Genomic DNA, 25054 nt, shown 5'->3' with positions numbered 1-25054 from the left:
TAGACAAATTTAAAAAGTTCCAGTTGTTTTCAGAAATCCACTCCCATACGGCCGACAAGTCTGCTAAGCCTCCTCGACGGAAGCGTCTGTGGGGTCCCGGCTCCAGTTATTCGGCAGGAATGTCGCTAATTTCTTCAATCAATGAGGGTCCATCCTTATAAAAAAGTAAAAACCAATCAAACCTTCTTTTAAATATGGAAACGGAAATGGAGATGCCGTTCCGTGTTTCAGAGTCCGTATAAATCGATTAAATGAGAAACATCGCAACTATTGTAGTAACTGCTAAACCAATGGTTACCGGAAGCAGATTCCGGCGGGCAAGTTCAAAGGGACTGACATTACATATGGCAGCTGCCGGGATCAGTGCCCATGGAATCAGGGTACCTCCGCCAACCCAAATCGCGGTTATTTGCCCGAGTGCAGTCAAGGTGGCGGTTCCGCCTCCGATTGCCGTGCCAAAAAGTTTAGCGACAGATCCCGCTAAAGAAATGCCTGAGAAGCCCGATCCATCCAAGCCGGTGATGGCACCGATGCCCGTTAATGTGACGGCGGCTATTTCTTTCGTTAAAGGAACGGAGGCCGCCAATGCGGCACCGAGGTCATTGACGATGCCGAGGGATGTTTTCGGTAAGTAGTCACCGATGATCTGATTGAATCCAGAATCACCTAAATAGAAGAATGCGGCGATCGGAATGACGGGTCCGAATACTTTGAAGCCAAATTGAAAACCCTGAATCAAATAGGCCGTTGATTTTTCAAGCCCTTGCTGTTTATGTGCGACAAGGGATAAAATCAGCAAAATGAAAACCGCTGTACCGCCAACCAACGCGGTTGCATCTCCGCCTTGCAACTTCAAAATCGACAATGCCACAACATCCAACAGAAAGGCAATCGGAATGAAAACGGCAAAAAACTTCTTTTGTCCCAGTGTGAGCAGACCTTCACTCATTGTTTGATCTGGGACAAGTCCCTCATTATCCGCCGCCTTGATTCTTCCAAGCTTCATATCCCGCTTTAAAAGGATAAAGGCGGAGAGGGTGGTGACAACCCCCATTGTAATGACAAGGGGAATGCTCGCAGCGATGACATCACCGACTGGTATGGAAGCGGCATCCCCCGTAAGTTTAGGAGCAGCCTGAATGATGAAATCCCCTGATAATGCGATTCCATGACCAAAAAGGTTCATCGCCATTGCCACGCCAAGGGCTGGTAAACCAGCCCTTAATGCAACGGGGAGCAGGACTGCACCAAGTAAGGCAACAGCAGGTGATGGCCAGAAAAACCAGGATATCACCATCATGACGATTCCAATTACCCAAAAAGCAAGTGTAGGGTTCTTAATGAACTTCGCAAACGGTGCAATCATGACATCATTAATGCCCGACTTCGTTAAAACCGTACTCATGGCAACGATGATGGAAATGATTAATATCGTGGACATTAATTCCGTGATTGCGAAAATGAAGCTGTTGAATATCCCGCTTATGGAAGAGGCTAAACTGCCTGTAGCCACTAAAGCCAAAAGGAAAATACCAATTATGCAGATGAGGGTAGTATCACGACGTTTTACCATAAACCCGATTATCAATGCAATAAATACAACATAAATCCAATGGAGTGCCGTTAATTCCATCTCCATGATTCGTCCCCCTCATAAATGTGCCTAGTTACAGATTATGAAGGAGGTACGGGGTGGTGAGTTGTTTCAAAAATTTTAAAGGCTTATCTTATTTTCAACTTATGATGTGAATATCGAATATAATAGGAGATTACTGGGTGTATTTTTTCTTTTGCTTAAGGCTTAGTTGAAATAGAGGAATGTTGTATAAGATAATTCTACTGAATCAGCTATCATCCGTATAAAGTAAGACAATATTGGTGGATTACATTCGGATTGATATAGCCATGATAGGCGGTGCACTTGGTACACTGCTTTTTTTTCAACCAGTCGGTTTTCAGGATGAATGGTTCAAAAATACAATCAATTCGTTTAATTCAATTTTGAAGGCATCAGCATTAGAAATGATTAAACGAGCATATAAGGAAGGCATTTACGTCCAAATAAGTGCTGGTTATCGTTCCATGGAAGAACAATCTGCACTATACGGTCAGGGTCGTTTTTATAGTTACAAAGGAGAGGATTATAGCAATCTAGCTAAGCCAGAAGTGATAGATACTATGCCGGGACATTCTTTTCATAACTTTGGACTAGCTGTTGTTTTTTTTTCATTTAACCGAAGATGGAAAAACAGCATTATGGACAGTAAATACAAAATGGAGAAGTATAGCTACAATTGGGAAAGAACTCGGATTTTAATTGGGGTGGAGATTGGTCAGGTTTTAAAGATTATCCTCACTTGGAGATGACAGGTGGACAGGTGGACTATGTTATTCACAGTTACAAGCAGGTTAAAAACCTACTGTTACCTTGAAATTTAAGCCAGGTTCTGAAGCTATGCCCCCTAAAAATGGTAGCTTCCGAGGTTACTAAGGTACCATCCAAGAACAAAGGAGTTAGCATTGTCGTTTCCATTCAAAAGACATTGAATAACCGTAATGGATTTAATCAAATTGTTGATGGCATTCCAGGCCCTAAAACTAAATCAGCCCTTATCAAAGCTTTGCGAATAAAACTTAATGAGCAATTCAAAAAAAGCTTGTTGTGGATGGTAAATGACTAAGTCTGCAATCGAGACGTACAAAAAGGGGCAAAAGGCAATCTTACATGGATTCTACATGCTGCACTTTATTTAGAAGGATATAATACTGGAAAACTTGATTTTTGACTTCTGAAACTTATATAACGCCAACTCAGTATCTTTACCTATTTACTTATAAAAGAATAAATACAAAAACATAAAATCATTATAAGCGCTAAAAAAAGTATTACGCCTATTAAAAAATCAACAGTTATAAAAGTTGCCGATACATTTAAAAGCGCAATTAAAGTAAAAATATTAATCTTCTCTTTAGTTTTTTAAAAAAATAAAAAAATTAAAGATAAAAAAAATAAGGAACTTGCTAAATGAAATATTGAATCATATTCTAATTTATCACGATGTGTTAATAAAACAATCGAGTATAGAAACTATAAGTGCCACAATACTTATTACTTTTTTCATAATCCACTCTCCTTTTGTGGAAGTTTAATATCAAATGCATTCACTGGAAACCTCTTAGCAAAGTGTAGGTGCGATTGTTTTTGTGGAAATAGTTACCAATAATAAAAGCCCATAAAGAGCTTTTATTATTGGATTTTATTACATTTTTACTATTCTATAAGTTTTATAACCCGTAATAGCATTAAAACTTCTTTCTAAATAATCACTTGTGTGTCCAGAAAGTTTAAGGTTATCAGAAGACTTTGAATAAACCCACATTCCACGTGAATAGCGATCAGCACCAGATTTTTTAAATTGAATTACATCTCCAGCTTTAGCATTACTAATAATTGAACTTTTACTTGTACTACTGTATCCTTTTTGAGATCTTGTTAGATGAGAATACATATCTGTTACCACTGTCCAAGAGGCACTTCTACCTTTTCCACCTTTAGGTAAGCTCTTTATATACCAGTATTTATTATCAGAAACCAATTTGGAAGTACTATTAGAAACAACCATTCTTTTTCCACCTGCATTTAAAATTTGAGAGACAAAGTTTGTACAATCATTACTATATTTAGGATAGGAAGGGTTATAGTTCTTATAATATTTTTTCGCATACGCTCTGGCATCAGCTATATTTATTGTGCTAGTTGCGAGAGTTGTCATTCCTGTTTTACTTTTTAATTCTGCTGTTGCCTCTTCCACATCAATTTCTTTCTTCATTTCTCCTAAAGTAGTATTATCAATCGAATTCATACTTTCAATGGTTGCTTGTTCTAAACCGGTTAGTGAAGTACTGTTTTGATGTTCTGAAAAATAAAGCGAAGAATTGTTTTCTTGTTCTACTTCTTCTACAGATAATCTATGAAGATATTCGGCAAAATAAGCAGTGATTAATTCGTAATCATCTCTAGATGCTAAAAAAGTATCCGCATCACTATCCATTTGTTCATTCACATATTTAGTAAATTCTTCTGATCCAATTATAAATGAATAACCTTGTGATTTTAAGTATTCCATTACAGTGTTCTCAATTTCTCCAAAAGTATAATCATCTCTTGATTTTTCGGCAGCTGAAACCCCGTTTACATAAAATAAACTTCCAAAAGCTAATGATATAAAGAAAAAACCTAAAATAAAAATTTTTTTAATAATTCTCCCCCTTAATTCAATACAGAGTCTATTATAACTTAATTAAAATGAAAAAAAGGGTTATTTTGTATTAATTTGTAAAAAAAGGTAATTAAAAAGGAGGAAATGGCCACTATCTAAAAGATAGTGGCCATAAAGAAAAGCATATTTAGTTTCTCGTTTCCTTTACCCATTTTTCAACCTTCTTCTGCAGTTCTGCTTTTAAATCACTAGCATCTCCTGTATCTTTCAGTGCCTTTTTTGAATATTTGCTAGGAAACATATTCTTAACCGACTCTTTGTATTCAGACCCGTCTGTTGGTTCTTTATATTCTTTTACTATATATTCATTGTCTTCTTTTGCTAATTTAATAAGTGCAGGATATGAATGTCCAGACTGTATTTCAGTCCCAGTTGACTTATTGTATCCTTCATATAATGCAAATAAGTAGATGCTAATCAAACCGTTTTTTTCATCTGCACCATATATTTTATGTGCTTCAAATTGCTTATCTGTTTGAGATAGAGCATCTTTATTGTGTTCCATTATAGTATTTGAGATGACTTGATCCATTTCTTTAGTAATCGTTACCTCGTTACTGGCTTTACTACTCGTATTAGAACATCCTATAAGTAGTATAGAAAAAGTTAAAAAAACGCTCATAGTTATTAAATTCTTATTAAATAGAAATCTCAATTGAAAGCCTCCTAATATCCTTATGTATTTCCAATTTATTTACAATTAATTATAACATTATTTTACACAAAATATAATAATTTGAAATGCTTATTTTTAAGGAGAGGTTGGGAGTATATTACCAATTAACCTTCCTAATAATACTTTTAATTGTAGTTAATTATAGAAACTATGTTTTCCTTCTAATTTGCTCAAGTCTATATAATTCCATTAATCAGCTGGGGATTTATCCTCGAAAGACAGTAAGACTTCGGATTTATTTTTCTAAAACGTTATAAAAATTTGCATGTTAGTAATTGATAACCGTCAATAGAATACTAACAGCAAAAAGTAATCCACTCTTAACTAAAGCCTATACTAGAACAATTAATCTGATAATACCTGCACCTGCAAATAATAAATAATATCGTCAACCAATAATAATAATGCCACTTAAAGCATCATCTAGCTGAACATATGCAAGAAAGAGGAATTTCTCGAGTACTAGTATTTAATGTAGTAACAAAAGGTAGCTTATTACCACTACTTAAAACAGCAAGACCTAAATCAAGGTGGAAGTAGGGAAAAAATGAAATCTAGGATTACATATGATAAAGAAGCAAAGTTAGCATATTTATATCCTTTACCTTCATCAGTAAAGGATAAGATAGTGTCTACTATTGAATTAGAAGTAAATGATTTAGAGTTAGATATTGATGAAGTTGGTAGGATAATAGGGATAGAGTTCTTTGGCCCAGTAATATCAAAGTTGTCTAAAAAAGCTGGAAGTACGAAATTTTATAAGAAAAATGGAAAGAAATTTTCATTCCGCTTGTGGGAAAAGATGTAAAATATGTTTAGCTTTAAAGGAATTGACTTTTGTTTCGCGGACAATTATAATCAAGAATTTGTTGGCTTTGATGTAGTTGATATAAAGAAGTACAATGAGGAATCTTTGAAAATTTATTTCAGATTAATTCTAAAGACAATAAATTTTGAGGCTTAATAAAATTAATTCCACATGAAATTCTGATAGAAAAGGTCCTTCTTTTAATTGAGAGGGACCATTTTCATTTTTAAGGTAAATCAAATTATAGTCAAACCATCTTAACTTAACCATGATATCATTATTCTAGAATTGATATGCCGTAATTGCAGCAGCCCTATCTGGTTCTTCTTATCTCAACTAATGACATGATTTAAGGCTTATCTTCTTTATTTTCAACAATACTTCAAGTATCCTTAATTTGAATAGCAACTACTGTAAATGAGGGAAAAGCCGTGAAGCAAATATATAGTGATGTCATACAATTTCGGGGTACACATTATGAGTTTGGATACATGCAAGGGGAGGAATTAAAAGATTCACTAACGGTAAAAAACCGTGAAGATCAGTGGAAGATCAGGCAGCCGCGGTTTACGGTTGAAGAAGAAGAGGTCAAGAGAGCCATTACACGATTCGCCCCTGGGGTTTGGGAAGAATTACTGGGGTTGCAAGAAGCACTGAAATGGCCAATGGACCGCGTGCTGCAAGAGTTCGGTGGATACCGATTGGATTATGTCCGGTCGGGCTGTTCGATCATGACAGGCAATGATTATCTCATTCGTAATTATGATTACCACCCGAAGACTTATGAAGGACGCTATGTCTTATTCCAGCCAACCGATCAAGGGTATTCAAGCATCGGTCCTAGTCAGCGAGGGACTGGCCGGATGGATGGAATGAACGAAAAAGGGTTGGTAATAGGCTATAACTTCATGAATCGCAAGAACCCTGGTGATGGTTTCATCTGTTGCATGATTGGCAGACTGATTGTTGAATCTTGTGCGGACGTTCAGGAAGCGGTGGCGATGTTGAAGGAAATCCCGCATCGTCATTCTTTCACTTACGTCGTCTATGATAAAAGCGGAAGTACTTATATTGTGGAAACCTCCCCAAGAAATATAGAGGTGCGAACGTCAAATGCCTGTACCAATCATTTTGAAATCATGAAAAATGAAAATCGTAACCATCTTATCGATTCGAAACGCCGATTGGAGATCATCCAAGATCATGAAGGGAAACTTGCATCTGCCTACGATGCTTATCGGTTGTTTAATGATACCAATCAAGGCGTCTTCTCGGATTTATATAGCAGCTGGGCGGGAACGATTCATACATCCGCTTATTTACCTAAAGAGATGAAAGCTTGGATTGCCTTGGGAGGGAACCAGGAGCCGACTTCCATAGATTTTGCGAAATGGCTTGAAGGGGAAGATGTTGAGCTCGAACGAATAAACGGTGTAATTGATACGGATATTCCCTTCGTGCACATGGATGAGGGAGCGAATTGGTTTCGGAATTGAACATCTTTAAGTAAAATTCCACCTTACTTTGTTAAGGGCCCAATCCTTTGATTGGGCTTTTTTTTGTTGTTCTACTTTTAGGAAAACCTGGTACTATTTATTAGTGGGTGCCACCGTAATATAATATGATAGAGTAACAGATTTTGGATTGGAGACAGGAAGCTGGATTTGTGTGCCATACTTGTACAATGAAAAAGGGGATGAGCGAATGTTTTCGACAGCTATTGGATGGTTTCGGTTTATTACAATAATTGAGGGAATCTCATATGTTTTATTGCTTGCCATTGGTATGCCCATTAAGTACATATTGGATATTGGGGAAGCAACACTCATTTTAGGCAGCATCCATGGTTTCTTGTTTGTCGTGTTTGGGCTTTTATTACTTTATGTGAGCATCATATCAAAATGGTCCTTTTTAAAAATGGCGATGATTTTCATCGTTTCATTCATTCCATTTGGTAATTTTGTAATCGACCGCAGGCTTCTGAAGCAAAGTTAAATACTTTTACTTTTTTAAAAATAAAAAAACGCCTTTCCATTTAAATGGGAGGTGTTTTTTTATGGATTTAAGCTTGCTGTAAGGTTCGCACAAAGATGCTGTAAGAGTGAGCATGTAAAGTAAATGTATCAACAATACTGAAGAGGTGAAACAAATGGAACCATTATTAAAAGTGGAAAATATAAAAAAAACATATGGTAAATCAAGCGCTGCCTATACAGCGTTGGAAAATATATCTTTTGACATTCATGCAGGGGAGTTTGTAGGAATCATGGGACCTTCTGGAGCGGGGAAATCGACATTGCTTAATATGTTGGCAACTATCGACTCGCCGACTGAGGGGAAAATTTATATGAATGATACGAGCATTCACGATATGAAAGGGGCGGACTTAACGGATTTCAGACGTGAAAATCTTGGTTTCATCTTCCAGGACTACAATTTGCTAGACTCATTGACTGTGAAGGAAAATATATTATTGCCACTGGCGATTGCGAAAATTCCAGCGAAAGAAATTACTACATTGGTGAATCGTATTGCTAAAGTGTTTGGGATTGAAGATTTATTAGCTAAATATCCATACCAAATCTCCGGTGGGCAAAAGCAAAGAACAGCTGCAGCAAGAGCGCTTGTAACAGAGCCTGAATTGATCCTGGCAGATGAGCCAACAGGTGCACTTGATTCAAAATCGGCAACAGGTCTGCTGGAAAGCTTAAGTGAACTAAATGAAAATAATAATTCCACCATCATGTTGGTGACACATGATGCATATGCCGCAAGCTTCTGCCGGCGGATCATTTTCATCAAGGACGGTACGCTTTCAACAGAAATTTATCGTCGTGGCCAATCACGTACAGCTTTCTTCCAAGAAATCATGGATGTCCTTGCAACAATTGGAGGTGAGGTAGATGACGTTATTTAGTCTGGCGAGAAAAAATATTGCCCGGAACCTTTCCCAATATTTTTTATATATCGCATCCATGGTATTTAGCATTATCATCTACTTCACATTTGTAACATTGAAATATAGTGATGCAGTTGCAGAACAAACGGCTTCATCACAGAAATTAGGTTCATTAATGAGTGGTGCGGCCGTCATCCTGGTTTTTTTCGTTGCCATTTTTATTGCCTATTCCAATTCATTTTTCATGAAAAAACGTAAAAAAGAAGTGGCATTATATGCATTGCTTGGCGTACGTAATCGCCAGATTGGCTTTATGCTCTTCTTTGAAAATCTATTGCTAGGCTTGGTTTCATTAGTTGTAGGGATTTTACTTGGATTTCTTTGTTCAAAAGGGTTCATGACGATCTTGATCTATTTAATGGGCTATGATGTCATCGCACCTTTTACATTTTCGGGATCTGCAGCTTTGAACACCTCTATCGTATTTCTTATTATTTTCTTGGTGACATCATTCCAGGGCTATCGTTTAATTTACCAATTTAAACTAATTGATCTTTTCCATGCATCGAAAAAGGGGGAAGCGGCTCCGAAGCCATCTATGATTGTAGCCTTTCTGGGGATTTTCCTGATTGTCATCGGATATTGGTTGGCGATGCAAGATCTTTTTACTTCTAAAGTGTGGGAAAAGATTGGCTTTTTGATGACGGCACTCATTATTTTGACAACTGTTATTGCCGGTACATTTTTATTGTTTCATAGCGTGACAGGCTTTGTGTTAGCCGTGATCAAGAAAAATGAAAAATGGCTATGGAAAGGCCTGCATCTGATGACGGTCTCGCAATTGCTTTATCGCATTCGGGGGAATGCAAGGACATTGACCGTAATTGCGGTGTTAAGTGCTACAACGGTAACGGCTGGCGGTGCGGTTTATGGTCTTTATTATAACGCGAATGACCAAGTTATGACCGTTGATCCGAATACCTTCATGTATCAGCAAACGGATGCTAAAAGCGATCATCAAGTCACCGCCATTTTGCCAGATACAAAGTATGATGAAAATGTTGAAGCGCTATCTATCACATTTAATACGAAAGAACTTAGCGAGGAATCAGCATTCGATAACTCGGATAAAAGGATTTACACGGTAATCGATGAAAGAACATATAACAAATTGGCAGATGTACAAAGTAAGGAAGCACTGCATGTGAATCATGGCAAAGCAGTCATTTTAGATATTGGATATGACAAAAGATTCTCACCTGAATACAAGGACAAGACGATAAGGACAGAAAACAACACGGCGATAACATTCCAAAGCTTTAAAACACAAACGGTTTTAAATGCCAAAACAGCAGGCATTGCAGTGGTTGTATCGAATGATCAATTTAAATCATTGCAAAAAGAAGGGGAAGCCCTGAACTATCGTGCTGTCGGTGTTGATCAAGCCTCCGTGGATTTATCTGAAAAAATATCAAAACAAATACCTGAAGAAGCTCTATTTTCTAGTACGCCTCAAGATTTTCAAGCAAGCATTGAAAGTATAGGATCATTGCTCTTTATCGGCAGTTTTCTTGGTCTGGTTTTTTTAGCGGCAACAGGCAGTATCATTTACTTTAAAGTTCTAACGGAGGCTGAGGAAGATAAATCACAATACAATATGCTTCATAAAATGGGCGTTAACGCAAAAGAAATGCAGAAATCCATTGCATCCCAAGTGTTTGTTATCTTTTTCGTCCCGCTGGCAGTCGGGCTATTGCACAGTGCGGTCGCTTTAAAAGCCTTCTCGGGGTTATTGATGATGAATCTGGCAAAACCTGTGTTGATCTGGATGATTGCTTATACGATTATTTACGGTCTGTATTATATCTTAACGGTAGCTTCTTATAATCGTATTATCACACAAAATAATAAAACAGAAGGATGATCGAAATGAAGAAATTTTTTATGGTAGTTGGCATATTGTTCATACTTGGAGCGGCAGGAGTATTCGCGCTTACTAAAATGGACTTTAATCGCATGAATGCCGATAATTATTATTTGCAAATTACAGAGGATGGGGTGCAGCATGAAACCAAACTGGATGATGGTACAGTGATGACTTACTATTCTTATGAACTTGACGCCAAAAATGCAGATGGTGAAACGATACCGCTTGAATTCACTGCACAAAAAAATCTTCGAAAAGATGCTTACTTAAAGATGTACGTGAAAAATGGTGATGAAGTTTCGTCATATGATGAAGTGAAATTTGAGGATATTCCAAAAACGGCACAACCAAAATAAATAGGAAAGAAGGGCTGTCTGTAGATTAGGACAGCCCTTTCTCTGTAAGAAAAAAATTATAAAAGTATCGTGATGGTTGTTCCCTTATTTAAAATGCTGGTCAAATCCAGTTTACCTTTATGAGCCAGAATAATGTCCCTTGCAATGGCCATTCCTAAGCCGTTACCATGTGTACTGGCAGTATTCGTACCTCGATAGTAGCGTTCAAAAACCTGATCCAAATCTCTGGAGGGAATACCGCGGCCATTATCGGCAATGGTAATTTGGGTATGATGTTCTGATTGTAGATGAATATCATCAATTTGTATTTTCACGACGACATTTTCATCATTATGTACGAGCGCATTGTAGATAAAGTTAAAAATTGCCCGTTTCAGTAAATTTTTATCAACTTTATGTATTGCTTTATCCACATTTGCCTCAAATTCGACCTGTCGATCACCAAATTGTGAATCATTTAAGAGCTCTATTGTCATTTCTCTTATAAACCCAACGATATCAACATCTTCAAATTGCAAAGGAAGTCGTTGGTTGCGTAAACGCATCGTTAAATTGAGGTCATCCAACAGATTTTTCATATATACGGACTGTCTATTAATAATGGATGTAAACTCATACAATTCTTGTGGTGTTAATTCAGTGGCATTGTCTTTCATCAATTCTGTATAACCATGGATGGATGCAAGTGGTGTCTTCATATCATGAGAAACATTGCTAATCCATTCCTCACGCATTTGGTCGAGTTGATCACGTTCTTTTTCATACTGATCTAACTTTACCGATAGTTCATTCATATTGTGAAATACATCTTCATAGACGCCTTTTGGTATACTCATCTTTTTAAAACGTCTTTCACGAAGCTGCTGAATTCCTTCTATTAAAGTGTTAAGTGGTTTCGTTAATCTTTTACCAAATAATAGTCCAATGACTAGGGCAATAATAATATCCACCGTTAAAAACAGTAAAAGTATGATGTTGAAGTACTTTAAAATGTGAACATAATTATAGGACAGTACATATCGGCCTATTCCTCGATCTTTAACCCCTACAAAATAGCTGAAATCATGAGCTTCGCCGGCAAAAACAGTCGTCTCTGCATCAATTTCTTTATACTTATACATTTGGACGATTTCAACAGGAGAATATACGGTTTGCAATTTTTGAGGTGTGTAATAGGCTGCTACTTGTTCACCCTTATCATTCAAAAATTGTATCCAGGCGTTCGTGTTCCGCAGTTTATCCAGTCCTTCTTCATTTACCTTTGGTTTGTCATCTATTAGTTCTACATATTGTGAAAAAGATCGGCTAAAGTTCTCCGCAGATTCCTCTTCCGTGTCGAAATGAACAAAGAGTAAGCATAAAAGTAAAATTGTATTTACGATTCCTACGATTACAACAATTGTCACAACGGATCCTAAAAAGCGCTGTGTCAATTTCCACTTCATCTTGTTTCACCCTTGGTCTGTAATTTATAACCAAGCCCTTTAACGGTTATTAGAAAAGATGGCTTTGAAGGATCTGCTTCGATTTTTTCGCGTAAACGGCGAATATGGACCATCAATGTATTATCAGAGCCAAAGAAATCATCGCCCCACACATTTTTAAACAAAGTTTCCTTGCTCAAGATCTGATTCGGATGATGCATAAAACAGCTCATCAGACCGATTTCTTTAGCTGTGAGCTCAAGGGTTTCGCCATCCTTTTTCACTTCATTTTCATTTGAACTAAGCTCAAATGGACCAATTTGCAATTTTTTAGGTGAGGTTTTTTCCTCTGTATAGCCCGCCCGCCTAAGCTGCGCCTTTACTCGATAGGCAACTTCTTTCGGACTGAATGGTTTGGTAATATAATCATCCCCTCCAATCGCCAACCCTAAAAGCTTATCAATTTCCTCATCCTTTGCCGACAAAAATAAAATGGGCACATTCGACACTTCACGAATTTGCTTGCATAAGTCATAGCCTTCACCATCTGGCAGCATGATATCCAGCAAGACTAGTGATGGATCGAACTTCTGAAACTTTGCCCACCCATCCGCAATTGTCCCCGCCGTAATAATATTGGGGATACCTTCTTTATGTAAAACTGTCTCCATGAGACGTGCCAAATCTTCTTCATCGTCAATAATTAAAATCCACTGATCATTAGACATTCTTCTACCTCCAAAACATCAAGCATACCCTACAGTATAGAGTACCCCTTAAGAAAAAATAAGGGGAGGAAAAGATTTTTAACGAACTCATGCCATTGATTTCATGAAACACAGTGAAATTAACGAAGTGTCATTACATGAGAAATGACTGTAGAGTTCAGGATATTGATGCCTGGTTCTTATTTATTTAAGGGAGTTTCCGAAAGAAGGTCGTGCTTCATACTGATTTGGTAAAGGTTGTATGATAAACTGTTTAAAGTATTGCCAGGTAGATTATGCTAAGTAATGGGATTTTAGGAACTCGTTCCAATGTACGTAGCGAATGTGGAAGAATAAAAGGAGAAAAATATAATGGAAACAAAAAAGGTGTTACCCGTACTTTTTTTAGTGATGTTTTTAGTCATGGTCGGATTTGGGATCATCATTCCCGTCATTCCGTTCCTTGCTGAAAAGGTTGGTGGCAGTCCTACAGAGCTTGGCCTTTTAATGGCTGTTTATTCACTGATGCAATTATTTTTTGCTCCGATATGGGGGCGTATATCTGACCGGATAGGACGTAAGCCTGTCATGATTATTGGGATTGCTGGACTGGCCCTATCGTTTTTCATCCAGGCTTCGGCAGATTCCTTATGGGTATTATTTGTAGCCAGAATCATTGGCGGGATTTTGTCTTCGGCAAATATGCCAACCGCAATGGCGTATGTGGCTGACATCACGACGCCGGAAGATCGGGGAAAAGGGATGGGAATCATCGGGGCCGCCACAGGGCTTGGATTCATCTTTGGACCGGCGATTGGCGGGGTATTCTCCAAATCAAGTTTGAACTTGCCGTTTTACATTGCTGGAATATCCTCTTTGATTACTTTATTCTTAGTGATTGCGATACTGAAGGAATCACATACAGTAGAGAAGAGGGCCCAACAGTCAAAAAATAAAGAGTCCATGTGGAAAGCCTTTAGAGGGCCTCTTAAAACCATGTTCTTTTTGCAAATGATCGTCACCCTTTCAATGGCAGGACTAGAAACGACTTTCGCCTATTTTGCAGCCAAAAAGGCTGATATAAGTCTTGTACAATTAGGCTATATCTTTATGATCATGGGGTTTGGGAGTGCGATCGTTCAAGGTGGATTAGTGGGCAGGATGACAAAGAAATATGGGGAAGGCGCGGTCATTCGAATGGGAATCATCGTCTCGGCAGTTGGTTTCATTCTCATCCTGTTTTCTTCCGGGTTCTGGACATCGGCGGTCTTCCTGACGATTTTCGGAGTGGGTAATGGGTTCATCCGGCCTGCAATTTCGGCACTGCTTACCAAAAGTTCCATGTCGGGCCATGGCAGTGTCACGGGATTGCTATCTTCCTTCGACTCGTTCGGCAGGATTGCGGGTCCTCCGATCGGCGGTTGGTTATTTTCGATTTCGATTGATTTACCATTTATATCGGGTGCCATCCTTTCCGTTTTTGCTTTGATTCTTTTTCAGCTATACCATGCACGGGCACAGACTAAACAGGTCCAAGCATCGCATTGATATAATGATGGGCAAAACCCCCCATTTCTAAAAATGGGGGGTAGTTGCGAGCGGTGCTTGAATAGCACCGTTTTTTTATTGAATCATATTGAGGAATTTTCGTGTACGCGCTTCTTTAGGGTTTGTGAAAATCTGCTCGGGTGTTCCCCGCTCCATTATTTTTCCTTCATCCATGAAAATGACTTCATCGGCGACTTCGCGGGCGAAACGCATTTCATGGGTTACCACGATCATTGTCATGCCTTCATCTTTCGCCAGGTCTTTCATGACCTGCAGGACGTCTCCGACTAGTTCGGGATCCAAAGCGGAAGTGGGTTCATCGAATAGCATGACCTTAGGCTCCATGGCCAGGGCCCTTGCAATTCCGACCCGTTGCTGCTGACCGCCGGACAATTGAAACGGATAAAAATCGATTTTTTCACCTAAGCCCACCTTTGTAAGCAGGGCAGCAGCCGTTTCTTTCGCTTGATGTTTGGCTATGTTTTTTACAATGATGGGGCCTTCCATTACATTTTCCAATGCTGTTTTGTGAGGGAAAAGGTTATAGCTTTGGAAAACCATCCCTGTCAAACTGCGAAAAGATGTAATCGAATTTTTTCTAACTGGTTTCTTGAAGTCCATTACCGTTTCATCGATTTCAATCGTCCCGTTCGTGGGCACCTCAAGGAGATTCAAACACCGAAGAAAGGTTGTTTTACCTGAACCGGAGGGACCGATCAATACAATGACTTTACCTTGCTCCACTTCCAAATCGATGCCCTTTAATACTTCAAGGTCACCAAACGATTTATGAAGATTCTTAATGTTGATCATTTTAAAATCTCCTTTAACTACTGCGGTTCTTATTTTGCTACATAACGATTAAGTCTGTCTTCTAAACTTCCTTGTATGAAAGATAAAATGGTACACAAAATCCAATATAAAGCAGCCGCTTCCATGTAAAGTAGTAGAAATTCATAGTTTTTTGCAGCGATTTCTTGAGCTTTACGGAATAATTCCGTTACAAGAATGAGTGATGCAAGCGATGTATCTTTCAAAAGGCTAATGAACGTATTGGATAATGGGGGAATGGATACCCGTGATGCCTGCGGCAAAATGATGCGCTTTAACGCTTGGGTATAAGACATCCCGATCGAATAGCCTGCTTCCCATTGCCCTTTTGGTATCGATAAAATGGCCGCTCTTATAATTTCCGATGCGTATGCTCCAACACTTAGTGAGAATCCGATAATAGCCGATATGAAAGGATCGATGGTTACACCTAAATTTGGAAGTCCATAGAAAATGATAAATAATTGCACAAGTAAAGGTGTCCCGCGGATGATTGACACATATACTCGCGCAATTATTTGAAGAATCCTCATGGAAGATAATCTAGCCAATGCTGTGAGTACAGCAAGAATAAGGCCGAGAACAAATGAAATTAGTGTTAGTGGAATCGTATATTGAATAGCTCCCTCTATCATCGGATAGAGGGAGGTTTGAGCGATGGAAACAAGCTGGTTCATACGCTCGGGGTCGGCGGAAATATTACTTAGGAGAAACATCTTCACCAAACCATTTATCCGAGATTTTTGCGTACGTGCCGTCGTCTTTCATTGCTTTAAGTGCTTTGTTTACTTCTTCCACTAATTTGCCGCTGTCTTTTCTGAACATTAAACCGCTTGGGACTCCGCTTTCTTCCTCATCAGCGACTTTGATAGGTGCATCCGGGTGTTGCTTTTTATAATCAAGGTAAGATAATTTGTCATTGATCGTCGCGTCTACACGTTTAGAACCAATAAGCTGTACGGATTGTGAAAATCCTTCAATACCTGTAACTTCAGCACCATGTGATTTGGCTAGATCATTGTAGTTACTCGTTAAAGATTGTGCAGAGGTCTTGCCTTTCAAATCATCGAAGGATTTAATATCCGAATTATCTTTGTGTACAAGCAATACGGCCCCTGATTGAATATATGGGTCAGAGAAATCATATTTCTTTTGACGGTCTTCATCGATGCCCACTTGGTTTGCGATCATATCAAAACGTTTAGCATCCAAGCCTGCAAACATGCCGTCCCATTGTGTTTCCTTGAATTCAGCTTTCACTCCAAGGCGTTTTGCCACTTCTTTAGCAATTTCAACATCAAACCCCGTAAGTTTATCTGAATCATCGTGGAATGTGAAAGGAGGATATGTACCTTCTGTTCCAACAGTTAATACGCCATCTTTTTTGACTTTATCATATAGACTTTCTTGTGAAGAAGATTTATTGCCGGTATCGTTTGCCTCATTTTTTGTATCGGTACCACAAGCGGTAAGTACAACCGTGAAAGCTAACAATAGCAATAAAAGTGCAACCATTTTTTTCATTTGGGTAAACCTCCTAGTAATCTGATAGGGATTGATACTCTGTGATACTATACAAGAAAAGGAAAAAAGTCAATGAAAATAACTTATATCATTATTGTTAATGAAACTTGGTGAATTATACGGTTTTTCATGCTTGGAAGTGAAATAAAACGAAAGGGAAGGGAAGTGTACATTAAGATTCTAAGGGGTCAAAAAGCCCTCTTCCGCTAAGTGGGAGAGGGGCTCTTTGAGGCCGTCCAGAACTATTGCAGTATTCTTAACTTAGTTTTACCATGATTATTTATCCTCTACGCTGACGAATATAGGGTTTGAATAGAACCAAAGGTCTTTATAGTTACGTTTGTTTATTTCTGAAAAACGCGTTTCGTTATCCTCGATTTCAGTCTTTTTATCGATCAGCGGTTCACCGTCCATCGTTTCTCCAGAGACATTTTCCCCTAGATTCGTGCCGCGTAAACGGAAATATTGATCCTTATTTGCTTTGACTTTGTAAGTGATGGCATGAAAACCATCGCGATCGGTTTTCCAGTCTTTACTTGTAAAGCGTTTAACCACTTTTGTCGTATCATTGGTGGCTTTATTATAAGCAGGTGTTCCAGGCTCTGCTTTCCCGGTTACTTCACCGGAAATTAAATCCACGTGATCTACCTTGACGGGGTCCCCGTTATTGTTCTTTTGGGGGCTCTTAAATCGGACGGTGATCTTGACCATCTGTCCTTTCTTCACTTTAAGGTCCCCGCCCATATCCACCGTATTGTTTCCGTTTTTAGCTTGGAATTCAAGGGCATCGATCAAATCACCAAAAACGGAGAAGGATTTTCCGGATCGCATGCCATCAAGGACAGATTTTATTGATGAGCCATTTACCCATGTATAATTCTTGGAATATTCTCCTGGCCAGTAACCGCTTGAGTATAGGCGGTTTTCACTGATTTCAAAATGGGAGTCCGAATTGGAAAAATTCCAGAACTTACGACCTTCCCCAAGTAGCGCATCCCATGAACCTCCTACCTTAGCAAGCATGTAATCGGAACCGCCATAGGTCCGGTTTTCCGGTGTTGTCAGATTTAAACCGCCTCTATCCGGCTCCAACTGGTTACCTGGCATACCTTCAAATCCGAACATGACATCCGGGGCGATATTGTTGAAGTCGCGAAAATCAGATATGCTGTACACCCTCTTTCTTGATGGATGGTTCAATATGGCATAACTTGTATTCTTATAATTTTTTTCGAGCCATGCCAATGCCGTTCGGGCATCCTCGGATGTTTTATTGGCTCTTTGATCCTGTGACTTCCAAATGGCTACATCCTTAGGATCAAACATCTTTTCATCCTGGTTGGTGAACAGATATTCGAACTGATTGGCAGCTTTCAGACTTTTAGGCGAGCCCGGCTGATCTCCCAAAATGCCTATGCCGACATGCTCGTATGTGGGCATGTCCCATTCGAAGCCTGAAAAGATGACTTTATTTTTAAATTTGCCCTCTTTTTGCAGTTGTTTTATTTTTGGGGCTTGATATTGAATGATTCCCTGAGACAACGGTATCGGCCCTCCTGGAATCAAATTACCTTCATCATCCCTTGAAGACATCCTCAAGTGATCGGAAATTCCCATCCAATCCATGCCATACTTATCAAATGCGTTATTCAGCAAGCTTTCAAGGCTCTGTGATCCCTCGGCATCATCGGACTGAGTGGTATGGGCATGATATTCCCCCTTCATCCATCTGCCTCCTGGATTTGTCTGATTGTCTTCTGCATCTTTTGCTGCAACCGCGGCCGGAAGACCCTGAAAAAGGATGGCCAGGCTTAGAACCGATACTGTGAAAGCCCTGAACTTATTAATCATTTTACTGACACCCTCCATATATTGAAATAATATTGAACAAGCTAATTTTATTGTAAATATATTAAGAATCCGTTTGGGGTGAGTATGGTTTATGTAAATGAAATGACCGTTTTGCTTCCATTATCTGATTTTGGCAGTACACGGCTTTGAAGTTGAAAGGGAAAGAAGGGGAGGGGCTTGAAACAAAAAAGGTTGCAGAGATAATTTTCATTCTCTGCAACCTTCGACAACCATTTTATCGTACATTTTATTTAGCTTCGAGTAGATTGATATGATCTACAGTTTGATTTTCACCGACAATGAATTGCAGTTCATAATTCCCTGTCTTGTAAATGTAGTTGATTTCATTCGTACTGGAAATATGGCGTATTTCGTCAGCACTGCCGAGTTGATTTCCTAATACTTTAGGTGTGATGCTTCCTAGATTATGGTCCCGTTCCACATTTGTCCCGAAATATCGGATTTGTGAGATGGTCTTGTCAGCGTTATAGGCAAATGCAAAACCTGGATGCCCCATTTCTGCATGGTAATAGTCAAAAGTTTCATCTGTGTTACCTGGTTCTGGGGGAGAACCAAATGTCTCATATACTTCTTTTTGGGTGTTTTCATTAATTTTCAAACCCATGGCAGTATAAGGCATTTCTCCTGAAAAAGCTTTGTTGTAGATTTCATGTAAGGTGGTAAGAGCGTGATCCTTAGCTATGGCAGAAGCGGAATCCATTGTGGATGCAGCCTCAACAGGTTCTGTTGAAAACGATGCACCTGCCCCTAAAAGAGAACCGGTCAGAATAAAGGCGCTGACCATTCTGGCCGCCGGTTTTTTTGATAACATTTCTTAGCCCTCCTATATCATTACTTTTCCACAATTTTCTTGCATGAAACATTTTCTTGAAGATAATTGGATTGTTTGATTATGGTGGAGCATCAGGGGATTTATAAGCTGCATCTGCGGCAACAGTTGATTTAAAGTAAACACATCAAGTTGATCTCTAGAATCATGTTTAGCAAGCATCCTCATCACCACAAGTTTAAATAATTCTATTTAAAACAATAACTGTAGGCGAAAGGGTTCTATCTAAAATTAAAAACTAGGTTAATTGGAGCGGGTGTGAGACTCCTGCGGGAAAAGCGTGTCTAGGGGACCCGCAGGCTTAAGCCGAGGAGGCTCCCCGACCGCCCATGGAAAGCCAGTGCCTGAAGCGGAAATCAACATCCAAATCGTACAAGCAAAAAAACTGCAGGCCCAATCATGCAGACCGGTCCCCGCAGTTTGTAGGCGGAAAACATATCTTTCACCAAATGATGTTCTCAAACCAATACCTTCAACTCCTAGGCATGGTTTCTAACTAAATGCTATAACAAAGTTGATTGGAGCGGGTGTGAGACTCCTGCGGGAAAAGCGTGTCTAGGGGAGACCCCGCAGGCGCAAGCCGAGGGCCGACCGCCCGTGGAAAGCGAGTGCCTGAAGCGGAAATCAACATCCAAATCGTACAAGCAAAAAAAACTGCAGGCCCAATCATGCAGACCGGTCACCGCAGTTTGTAGGCGGAAAACATATCTTTCATCAAATGATGTTCTTAAACCAACCTTCAACTCCCGAGTATGGTTTCTAACTAAATGCTATAACAAAGTTAATTGGACCGGGTGTGAGACTCCTGCGGGAAAAGCGTGTCTAGGGGAGACCCCCAGGCTTAAGCCGAGGAGGCTCCCCGACCGCCCATGGAAAGCCAGTGCCTGAAGCGGAAATCAACATCCAAATCGTACAAGCAAAAAAAACTTCAGACAAACACGATTTTCATCGAGTTGCCTACAGTGTGGTGCTTCAGCATGATGAAACACCTTTGAAAATGATTTAATTAATCCCAAACGCTTATTCTAGGGACTCCAGCAGTTCTTAAATAGTCCAATAATTGACCAGTATGTACAGACTCATGATAAGCGATTCTTAGCAACATGTCTCCTAAATCCCTGATATACCCTACATCAGAGCGATCAATTTTAATAGTGGATAAGTCGTCTTCGCTAAAGGACATGATTGTTTCCAAAAAATCACGCCTGTATGGTTCAGCAAAATTTAATTCCGCTTCCACGGAGCTAAGTGGCTGTTTTTCATATGGTGATTCATAAACTGGTAAGCTGCCTTGACTTTTAATGGATAAATGATAGTAATGCTCACTATCAAGGACATGTCTAACCATTTCTAAACAGCTCATTGCCTTGTCGTCCGGTTTCCAATGGAGTGTGCCTTTAGGTATTGAAGTCCATAGTTTAATGTTTCTTCTTCTAACCTCTTCCAGATTTAAGATGATTAGTTCTATCGATTTCATTATATCTCCCCTTTTAGAAGGTATACAATCACTATACAGTAATGGGTTTATTTTGAAAATATAGAAAAATATTATGTCTGGGGTAATAAATCATTGCGATTCCTTCCAATATATATAGTACCGCTCCAGTTTTATTCAAAAAGATAAAAATATGATAGGTTCACTAGTGTTTACTGGTTGACCTTTTTAATGGGAACTCTACGATCAAGCCTAGGAATGACAAACGTTGCATACTGTTTTTTTAATAGAAGTGCCTTGAATACATGGAATATTTCATGAAAAAGAAGCATCGGAGAGAGGAGTAAGATTGTAAGAAAGGTTGAAGAGACTACAGGAAAAATGCCTATGAATCCGTGTAGAATTTACAGGCTTTCCTTCCCTAGTTGTTCATTGCATGGAGGAACAGAGAATTCATATATCCCTATAATCATATTCCCGCTTTTTTGTATTGGTATCAGGAATTAAATTCCAGTTAATATAGGGTGAAACAGAATGTATTTGATCGATCTTTCTTCTTATTTACGCTATAAGCTTCAAGAGACCCTTCTTAAATCAGTGATTGAATTAGAATGTCATCATGATAAATAAAAATCGGTTTAAAACCAAGGGCTCTAAACTTTTGCAATGCCTCATGGTTATTTTTGTTCACGAAACCGGACACTACAAGGATTCCTTTATTTCTCACATATTCTACTAATTCGGGTAAAAGGGCTTGCAGAATTCCCTTTCCTCTATATTTTTTGTCAATGACTACATAATTAATATGAGCCACTTTATATAAATAAAGATTATAACAAATGAATCCCACTACTTTACCTTTATCATTACAAATCACAAGTACCTTGTGTGACTTTTGCAGAATTTCATTCACTTTATCGGAAGAAACCTGAAAATTTTTTACGGTGATATCCGTTAATTTCTTTATATCCTTTTTAGGTTTCCAGTCTCGAAAAAAATACATCATAACTTCTCCTTTATCTCTATTAGATATAACAGTTATTCACTAGACATATATAGCTGGTACATGTAAATACATAACACGGAATCCCTTTAGATAAGTCCAAAGGGATTCCATGTTAATCTCAAAAAAGCAACCTTCTAATTTTCAAATTCTTTGACAGAAGTGGGTTGCTTGATGGAAGTAGGTTCCTTAATTGAAGTACCTCTATTATTGTTTAATAAATTTTGTAAGACTCTTCTCAAGGCAGACCTAAGGCTGCTATTGCCAGTTCCGGAATTACCAGTTCCAGAATTAACAGCTCTTCTTAGCTTTTTGTTTGACACTGAAATCATCCCCTTTGTTTTATAAATTTCCACATTACTAATTTATGTGTAATTTTTCCTTTTGCTTGGACAAGTTCACCATTTATTGCACAGCGGCAGGTGTTGCTACCATTTAATGTAATAACATGGTATAATCTATGTGAATTACTTCACATAGAAGACGCTCGTTATTATTCATACTATTAACTAATAAACGAAAGTGGGTTGGTTATATGCTGAAGAAAGTGGTTTTAGCTGGCGGGACTGGTTTTGTCGGTCAATTCTTTGAAAAGCATTTCAGGAATATAGGGTATGAGGTAAGGATCATCTCCAGACAATCCCCGCATATTGGCTGGGAAGATAAAGAAGGAATAAGGGAAATGATCGATAATTCGGATATGTTAATCAACCTAGCAGGAAAAACGGTCAATTGCCGCTACAATGCCAAGAATAAGAAAGAAATATTGGATTCACGAACCGATACGACTGAAGTGCTAGGTAAGGCGATTGAACAATGTGAAAATCCCCCTTCACTATGGATAAACTCAAGTACGGCAACGATATACAGGCATGCTGAGGATAAACCAATGACGGAGGAGGATGGTGTAATCGGTTCAGGCTTTTCCGTAGATGTCGCAAAAGCGTGGGAGCGCTCATTTTTCGATTTCCGATTACCGAAGACGAGGCAAATCGCTTTACGGATCGCCATTGTATTGGGAGATGGGGGAGTGATGACCCCATATAGGAATTTGGTTAAATTCGGACTGGGAGGCCATCAAGGATCAGGAAATCAGAAATTCAGTTGGATACATATAGAAGATTTATTTAACATTGTCCTTTTTCTAAGAAAGAATCAGGAGCTGAGCGGGGTGTTCAACTGTTCATTGCCGCATTCAGTTACAAATCGTGAATTGATGGCTCATTTGAAAAAGCTCATGAATATTAGGATAGGACTTCCCTGTCCAACACCCATGCTTGAAATGGGGGCTTTCTTTATGGGGACCGAAACGGAATTGATATTAAAAAGCCGGTGGGTCATACCTGAGAGATTGGAAAAGGCGGGGTATGCATTTAAATTCGATCATCTTGATGAGGCTCTCGAACAGATACTGATGAATTCTTAAAATACTCGAGAAAGATTGCTATAATGATAGATAGAAAATCATTAATGGAGGGGAATCGCAGAATGAATATGACTCCATCTGAAAAAGTCGGAAGATTCACAACAGGGATATTTTCAGAGTTGGCGGCCCGCAAGCAGGATGCAATGAAACGAGGGCTGGATGTTATCGATTTGAGTGTAGGAAGTCCGGATCTACCACCGCCTGATTTTGTGGTGGATACGCTTGTGAAGTATGCGCAGGATCGCAATTCCTACGGGTATACGTTAAAAGGTACGCCTGAATTCCATGAGGCAGTCCGTTATTTTTATCGGATGCGTTATGGAGTGGAGCTGGATGCAGAAAGGGAAGTCCTCCAACTGATGGGGTCACAGGATGGCCTTGCACACTTGGCAACGGCGATGATAAACCCTGGAGATTATGTGCTCGTGCCAGATCCGGGATATCCAATTTATGAAGCGAGTGTAGAACTTGCCGGCGGAATCATTCATCCGATGCCGCTTACTGCCGAAAATGGATTCCTGCCGCAGCTCAACGAAATTCCGGATGAAATACTGAAAAAGACGAAAATGATGATCATCAGTTATCCTGGAAATCCTGTCACGGCCCTTGCTGATGAGACTTTCTTTTCGGACGTTATATCGTTTGCGAAAAAGAATGAGATCATGGTGGTTCACGATTTTGCTTATTCGGAATTGATTTTTGATGATCATCCGCAAATTAGTTTTATGTCCGTTCCTGGTGCCAAGGAAGTGGGGATTGAATTTAACTCACTTTCCAAAACTTTTAATATGGCCGGCTGCCGCATTGGGTATGCAGTGGGCAATCGAGAGGCGCTGAACATCCTGGGAACGCTGAAATCACACATCGATTATGGGGTTTTTTATCCCGTTCAAAAAGCTGCCGAAATGGCGCTAACTTCCAATCTTTCGCTGCTATCCGAACAGGTTAAGGAATACCAGTCCCGACGTGATGCCTTGATTTCAGGTCTTGCGGAAGGAGGATGGCATGTACCGAAAACATCAGCTACGATGTTTATTTGGGCCCAAATTCCTGCTGGCTGGAAATCACGGGATTTTGCCTATGCATTGATTGAAAAAGCAGAGGTAACGGTCGTTCCAGGCGATGCTTTTGGGAAGCAGGGTGAAGGGTATGTCCGGATGGCCTTGGTCCAGCCGGCCGAGAGATTGACAGAAGCTGCTGAACGGATCAGAGTGTTTTTGCAGGAAAAAATGGAGTGTGAAAAATCTAGCATTTAATATATTCAGGTTTTAAGAACGCTCGATCACGGATCGGACGTTCTTTCTTTTTATTTTCTCTTGCTTTTAAGGCGCTCTCTAGTGTTTTTAAAAACTACTTTGAAGTTTAAGAGAAGGTCCATCCTCGGATGGGCTTTTTTATGTTTATGGGATACTAGAGTGATAGATTATTTAATGGAATTTCCGAACGTAAAATGGACAAGCCGCATAAAATATAGCAGGTCCGCGACAATCTTCAATGAAGCGGACTTAA

Annotated in this window: 24 protein-coding genes and 1 pseudogene; 13 read left to right on the top strand and 12 right to left on the bottom strand. The window is 39.2% G+C overall.

Annotated features, from left to right (window positions below):
- Positions 1 to 247: 247 nt before the first annotated feature.
- Positions 248 to 1639, bottom strand: a complete 1392-nt coding sequence (locus ACZ9AO_RS10650) for a hypothetical protein (protein ID WP_476109031.1) — start codon at positions 1637 to 1639, stop codon at positions 248 to 250.
- Between the two features lie 266 nt (positions 1640 to 1905).
- On the opposite strand from ACZ9AO_RS10650, the pseudogene ACZ9AO_RS10645 reads away from it, so the two are divergent.
- Both ACZ9AO_RS10645 and ACZ9AO_RS10640 read left to right on the top strand, forming a co-directional pair.
- Positions 1906 to 2226: pseudogene (locus tag ACZ9AO_RS10645) on the top strand (D-alanyl-D-alanine carboxypeptidase family protein); the annotation flags it as partial.
- Between the two features lie 68 nt (positions 2227 to 2294).
- A complete protein-coding gene (locus ACZ9AO_RS10640) occupies positions 2295 to 2432 on the top strand; it encodes a M15 family metallopeptidase (protein WP_285856563.1) in 138 nt (45 codons plus the stop codon).
- Positions 2433 to 3260: 828 nt separating this feature from the next.
- On the opposite strand, the gene ACZ9AO_RS10635 is transcribed toward ACZ9AO_RS10640, so the two are convergent.
- Both ACZ9AO_RS10635 and ACZ9AO_RS10630 read right to left on the bottom strand, forming a co-directional pair.
- On the bottom strand, positions 3261 to 4127 hold the full coding sequence (locus tag ACZ9AO_RS10635) for an amidase domain-containing protein (protein WP_476109030.1): 867 nt from the start codon (positions 4125 to 4127) through the stop codon (positions 3261 to 3263).
- 280 nt (positions 4128 to 4407) lie between these two features.
- Positions 4408 to 4935, bottom strand: coding sequence for a hypothetical protein (locus ACZ9AO_RS10630; RefSeq protein ID WP_251541408.1), 528 nt, complete (start codon positions 4933 to 4935; stop codon positions 4408 to 4410).
- Positions 4936 to 5503: 568 nt separating this feature from the next.
- On the opposite strand from ACZ9AO_RS10630, the gene ACZ9AO_RS10625 reads away from it, so the two are divergent.
- The 6 genes from ACZ9AO_RS10625 (at position 5504) to ACZ9AO_RS10600 (ending at position 10946) form a co-directional block, all read left to right on the top strand.
- Entirely contained in the window at positions 5504 to 5764 is a 261-nt protein-coding gene (locus tag ACZ9AO_RS10625) for a DUF2283 domain-containing protein (RefSeq protein ID WP_251541406.1), read from the top strand.
- A 431-nt stretch (positions 5765 to 6195) separates the two neighbouring features.
- Positions 6196 to 7260 (top strand): C45 family autoproteolytic acyltransferase/hydolase, encoded by a 1065-nt coding sequence (locus ACZ9AO_RS10620; RefSeq protein ID WP_251541403.1) that lies wholly within the window; start codon positions 6196 to 6198, stop codon positions 7258 to 7260.
- Between the two features lie 208 nt (positions 7261 to 7468).
- Positions 7469 to 7759, top strand: a complete 291-nt coding sequence (locus tag ACZ9AO_RS10615) for a DUF3817 domain-containing protein (protein ID WP_034305497.1) — start codon at positions 7469 to 7471, stop codon at positions 7757 to 7759.
- A 154-nt stretch (positions 7760 to 7913) separates the two neighbouring features.
- Complete coding sequence (locus tag ACZ9AO_RS10610; protein WP_476109029.1) at positions 7914 to 8681, top strand: ABC transporter ATP-binding protein; 768 nt, start codon at positions 7914 to 7916, stop codon at positions 8679 to 8681.
- The gene (locus tag ACZ9AO_RS10605) at positions 8668 to 10587 is read left to right on the top strand and encodes an FtsX-like permease family protein (protein ID WP_476109028.1); all 1920 of its coding nucleotides are present in this window, start codon (positions 8668 to 8670) and stop codon (positions 10585 to 10587) included. The genes ACZ9AO_RS10610 and ACZ9AO_RS10605 overlap by 14 nt, the downstream gene beginning before the upstream one ends.
- Positions 10588 to 10592: 5 nt before the next feature.
- On the top strand, positions 10593 to 10946 hold the full coding sequence (locus ACZ9AO_RS10600) for a YxeA family protein (RefSeq protein ID WP_476109027.1): 354 nt from the start codon (positions 10593 to 10595) through the stop codon (positions 10944 to 10946).
- A 56-nt stretch (positions 10947 to 11002) separates the two neighbouring features.
- On the opposite strand, the gene ACZ9AO_RS10595 is transcribed toward ACZ9AO_RS10600, so the two are convergent.
- Both ACZ9AO_RS10595 and ACZ9AO_RS10590 read right to left on the bottom strand, forming a co-directional pair.
- The gene (locus ACZ9AO_RS10595; RefSeq protein WP_476109026.1) at positions 11003 to 12391 is read right to left on the bottom strand and encodes a sensor histidine kinase; all 1389 of its coding nucleotides are present in this window, start codon (positions 12389 to 12391) and stop codon (positions 11003 to 11005) included.
- The gene (locus ACZ9AO_RS10590; RefSeq protein WP_476109025.1) at positions 12388 to 13098 is read right to left on the bottom strand and encodes a response regulator transcription factor; all 711 of its coding nucleotides are present in this window, start codon (positions 13096 to 13098) and stop codon (positions 12388 to 12390) included. The genes ACZ9AO_RS10595 and ACZ9AO_RS10590 overlap by 4 nt, the downstream gene beginning before the upstream one ends.
- A gap of 351 nt (positions 13099 to 13449) precedes the next feature.
- Between ACZ9AO_RS10590 and ACZ9AO_RS10585 the strand changes: the two genes are divergently transcribed.
- A complete protein-coding gene (locus tag ACZ9AO_RS10585) occupies positions 13450 to 14625 on the top strand; it encodes an MFS transporter (protein WP_251541384.1) in 1176 nt (391 codons plus the stop codon).
- A 75-nt stretch (positions 14626 to 14700) separates the two neighbouring features.
- Here ACZ9AO_RS10585 and ACZ9AO_RS10580 read toward each other — a convergent pair whose 3' ends face one another.
- From ACZ9AO_RS10580 to ACZ9AO_RS10560, 5 genes are all read right to left on the bottom strand, one after another.
- Positions 14701 to 15438, bottom strand: a complete 738-nt coding sequence (locus ACZ9AO_RS10580) for an amino acid ABC transporter ATP-binding protein (RefSeq protein ID WP_251541381.1) — start codon at positions 15436 to 15438, stop codon at positions 14701 to 14703.
- Positions 15439 to 15467: 29 nt separating this feature from the next.
- Positions 15468 to 16172 carry an amino acid ABC transporter permease gene (locus tag ACZ9AO_RS10575; protein ID WP_251541573.1) on the bottom strand — a complete coding sequence of 235 codons (705 nt, stop codon included), beginning with the start codon at positions 16170 to 16172 and terminating at the stop codon, positions 15468 to 15470.
- Positions 16156 to 16980 carry an amino acid ABC transporter substrate-binding protein gene (locus ACZ9AO_RS10570; protein WP_251541374.1) on the bottom strand — a complete coding sequence of 275 codons (825 nt, stop codon included), beginning with the start codon at positions 16978 to 16980 and terminating at the stop codon, positions 16156 to 16158. Before ACZ9AO_RS10570 ends, ACZ9AO_RS10575 begins: the two co-directional genes overlap by 17 nt.
- A 276-nt stretch (positions 16981 to 17256) precedes the next feature.
- Positions 17257 to 18831: a PHP domain-containing protein gene (locus tag ACZ9AO_RS10565; protein WP_251541372.1), complete on the bottom strand. Its 1575-nt coding sequence runs from the start codon at positions 18829 to 18831 to the stop codon at positions 17257 to 17259.
- 247 nt (positions 18832 to 19078) lie between these two features.
- Positions 19079 to 19663 (bottom strand): YjgB family protein, encoded by a 585-nt coding sequence (locus tag ACZ9AO_RS10560; protein WP_106027994.1) that lies wholly within the window; start codon positions 19661 to 19663, stop codon positions 19079 to 19081.
- A gap of 569 nt (positions 19664 to 20232) precedes the next feature.
- On the opposite strand from ACZ9AO_RS10560, the gene ACZ9AO_RS10555 reads away from it, so the two are divergent.
- A complete protein-coding gene (locus ACZ9AO_RS10555; RefSeq protein WP_476109024.1) occupies positions 20233 to 20376 on the top strand; it encodes a hypothetical protein in 144 nt (47 codons plus the stop codon).
- 311 nt (positions 20377 to 20687) lie between these two features.
- Here ACZ9AO_RS10555 and ACZ9AO_RS10550 read toward each other — a convergent pair whose 3' ends face one another.
- Both ACZ9AO_RS10550 and ACZ9AO_RS10545 read right to left on the bottom strand, forming a co-directional pair.
- Positions 20688 to 21158 (bottom strand): DinB family protein, encoded by a 471-nt coding sequence (locus ACZ9AO_RS10550; protein WP_063595118.1) that lies wholly within the window; start codon positions 21156 to 21158, stop codon positions 20688 to 20690.
- Between the two features lie 547 nt (positions 21159 to 21705).
- Positions 21706 to 22119, bottom strand: coding sequence for an N-acetyltransferase family protein (locus tag ACZ9AO_RS10545; protein ID WP_476109023.1), 414 nt, complete (start codon positions 22117 to 22119; stop codon positions 21706 to 21708).
- A gap of 174 nt (positions 22120 to 22293) precedes the next feature.
- Between ACZ9AO_RS10545 and ACZ9AO_RS10540 the strand changes: the two genes are divergently transcribed.
- The 3 genes from ACZ9AO_RS10540 to ACZ9AO_RS10530 all read left to right on the top strand — a co-directional run bounded on the left by ACZ9AO_RS10540 (position 22294) and on the right by ACZ9AO_RS10530 (position 24801).
- Positions 22294 to 22467, top strand: a complete 174-nt coding sequence (locus ACZ9AO_RS10540; protein WP_251541364.1) for a hypothetical protein — start codon at positions 22294 to 22296, stop codon at positions 22465 to 22467.
- A 187-nt stretch (positions 22468 to 22654) separates the two neighbouring features.
- Entirely contained in the window at positions 22655 to 23545 is an 891-nt protein-coding gene (locus tag ACZ9AO_RS10535) for a TIGR01777 family oxidoreductase (RefSeq protein ID WP_476109022.1), read from the top strand.
- Between the two features lie 62 nt (positions 23546 to 23607).
- Positions 23608 to 24801, top strand: a complete 1194-nt coding sequence (locus tag ACZ9AO_RS10530) for an LL-diaminopimelate aminotransferase (protein WP_476109021.1) — start codon at positions 23608 to 23610, stop codon at positions 24799 to 24801.
- Positions 24802 to 25054: the final 253 nt, after the last annotated feature.

This window comes from Peribacillus sp. TE19612 (assembly GCF_056279465.1).
The sequence above is the reverse complement of the archived record's forward strand: the minus strand, read 5'-3'. Positions and strand labels throughout refer to the sequence as shown.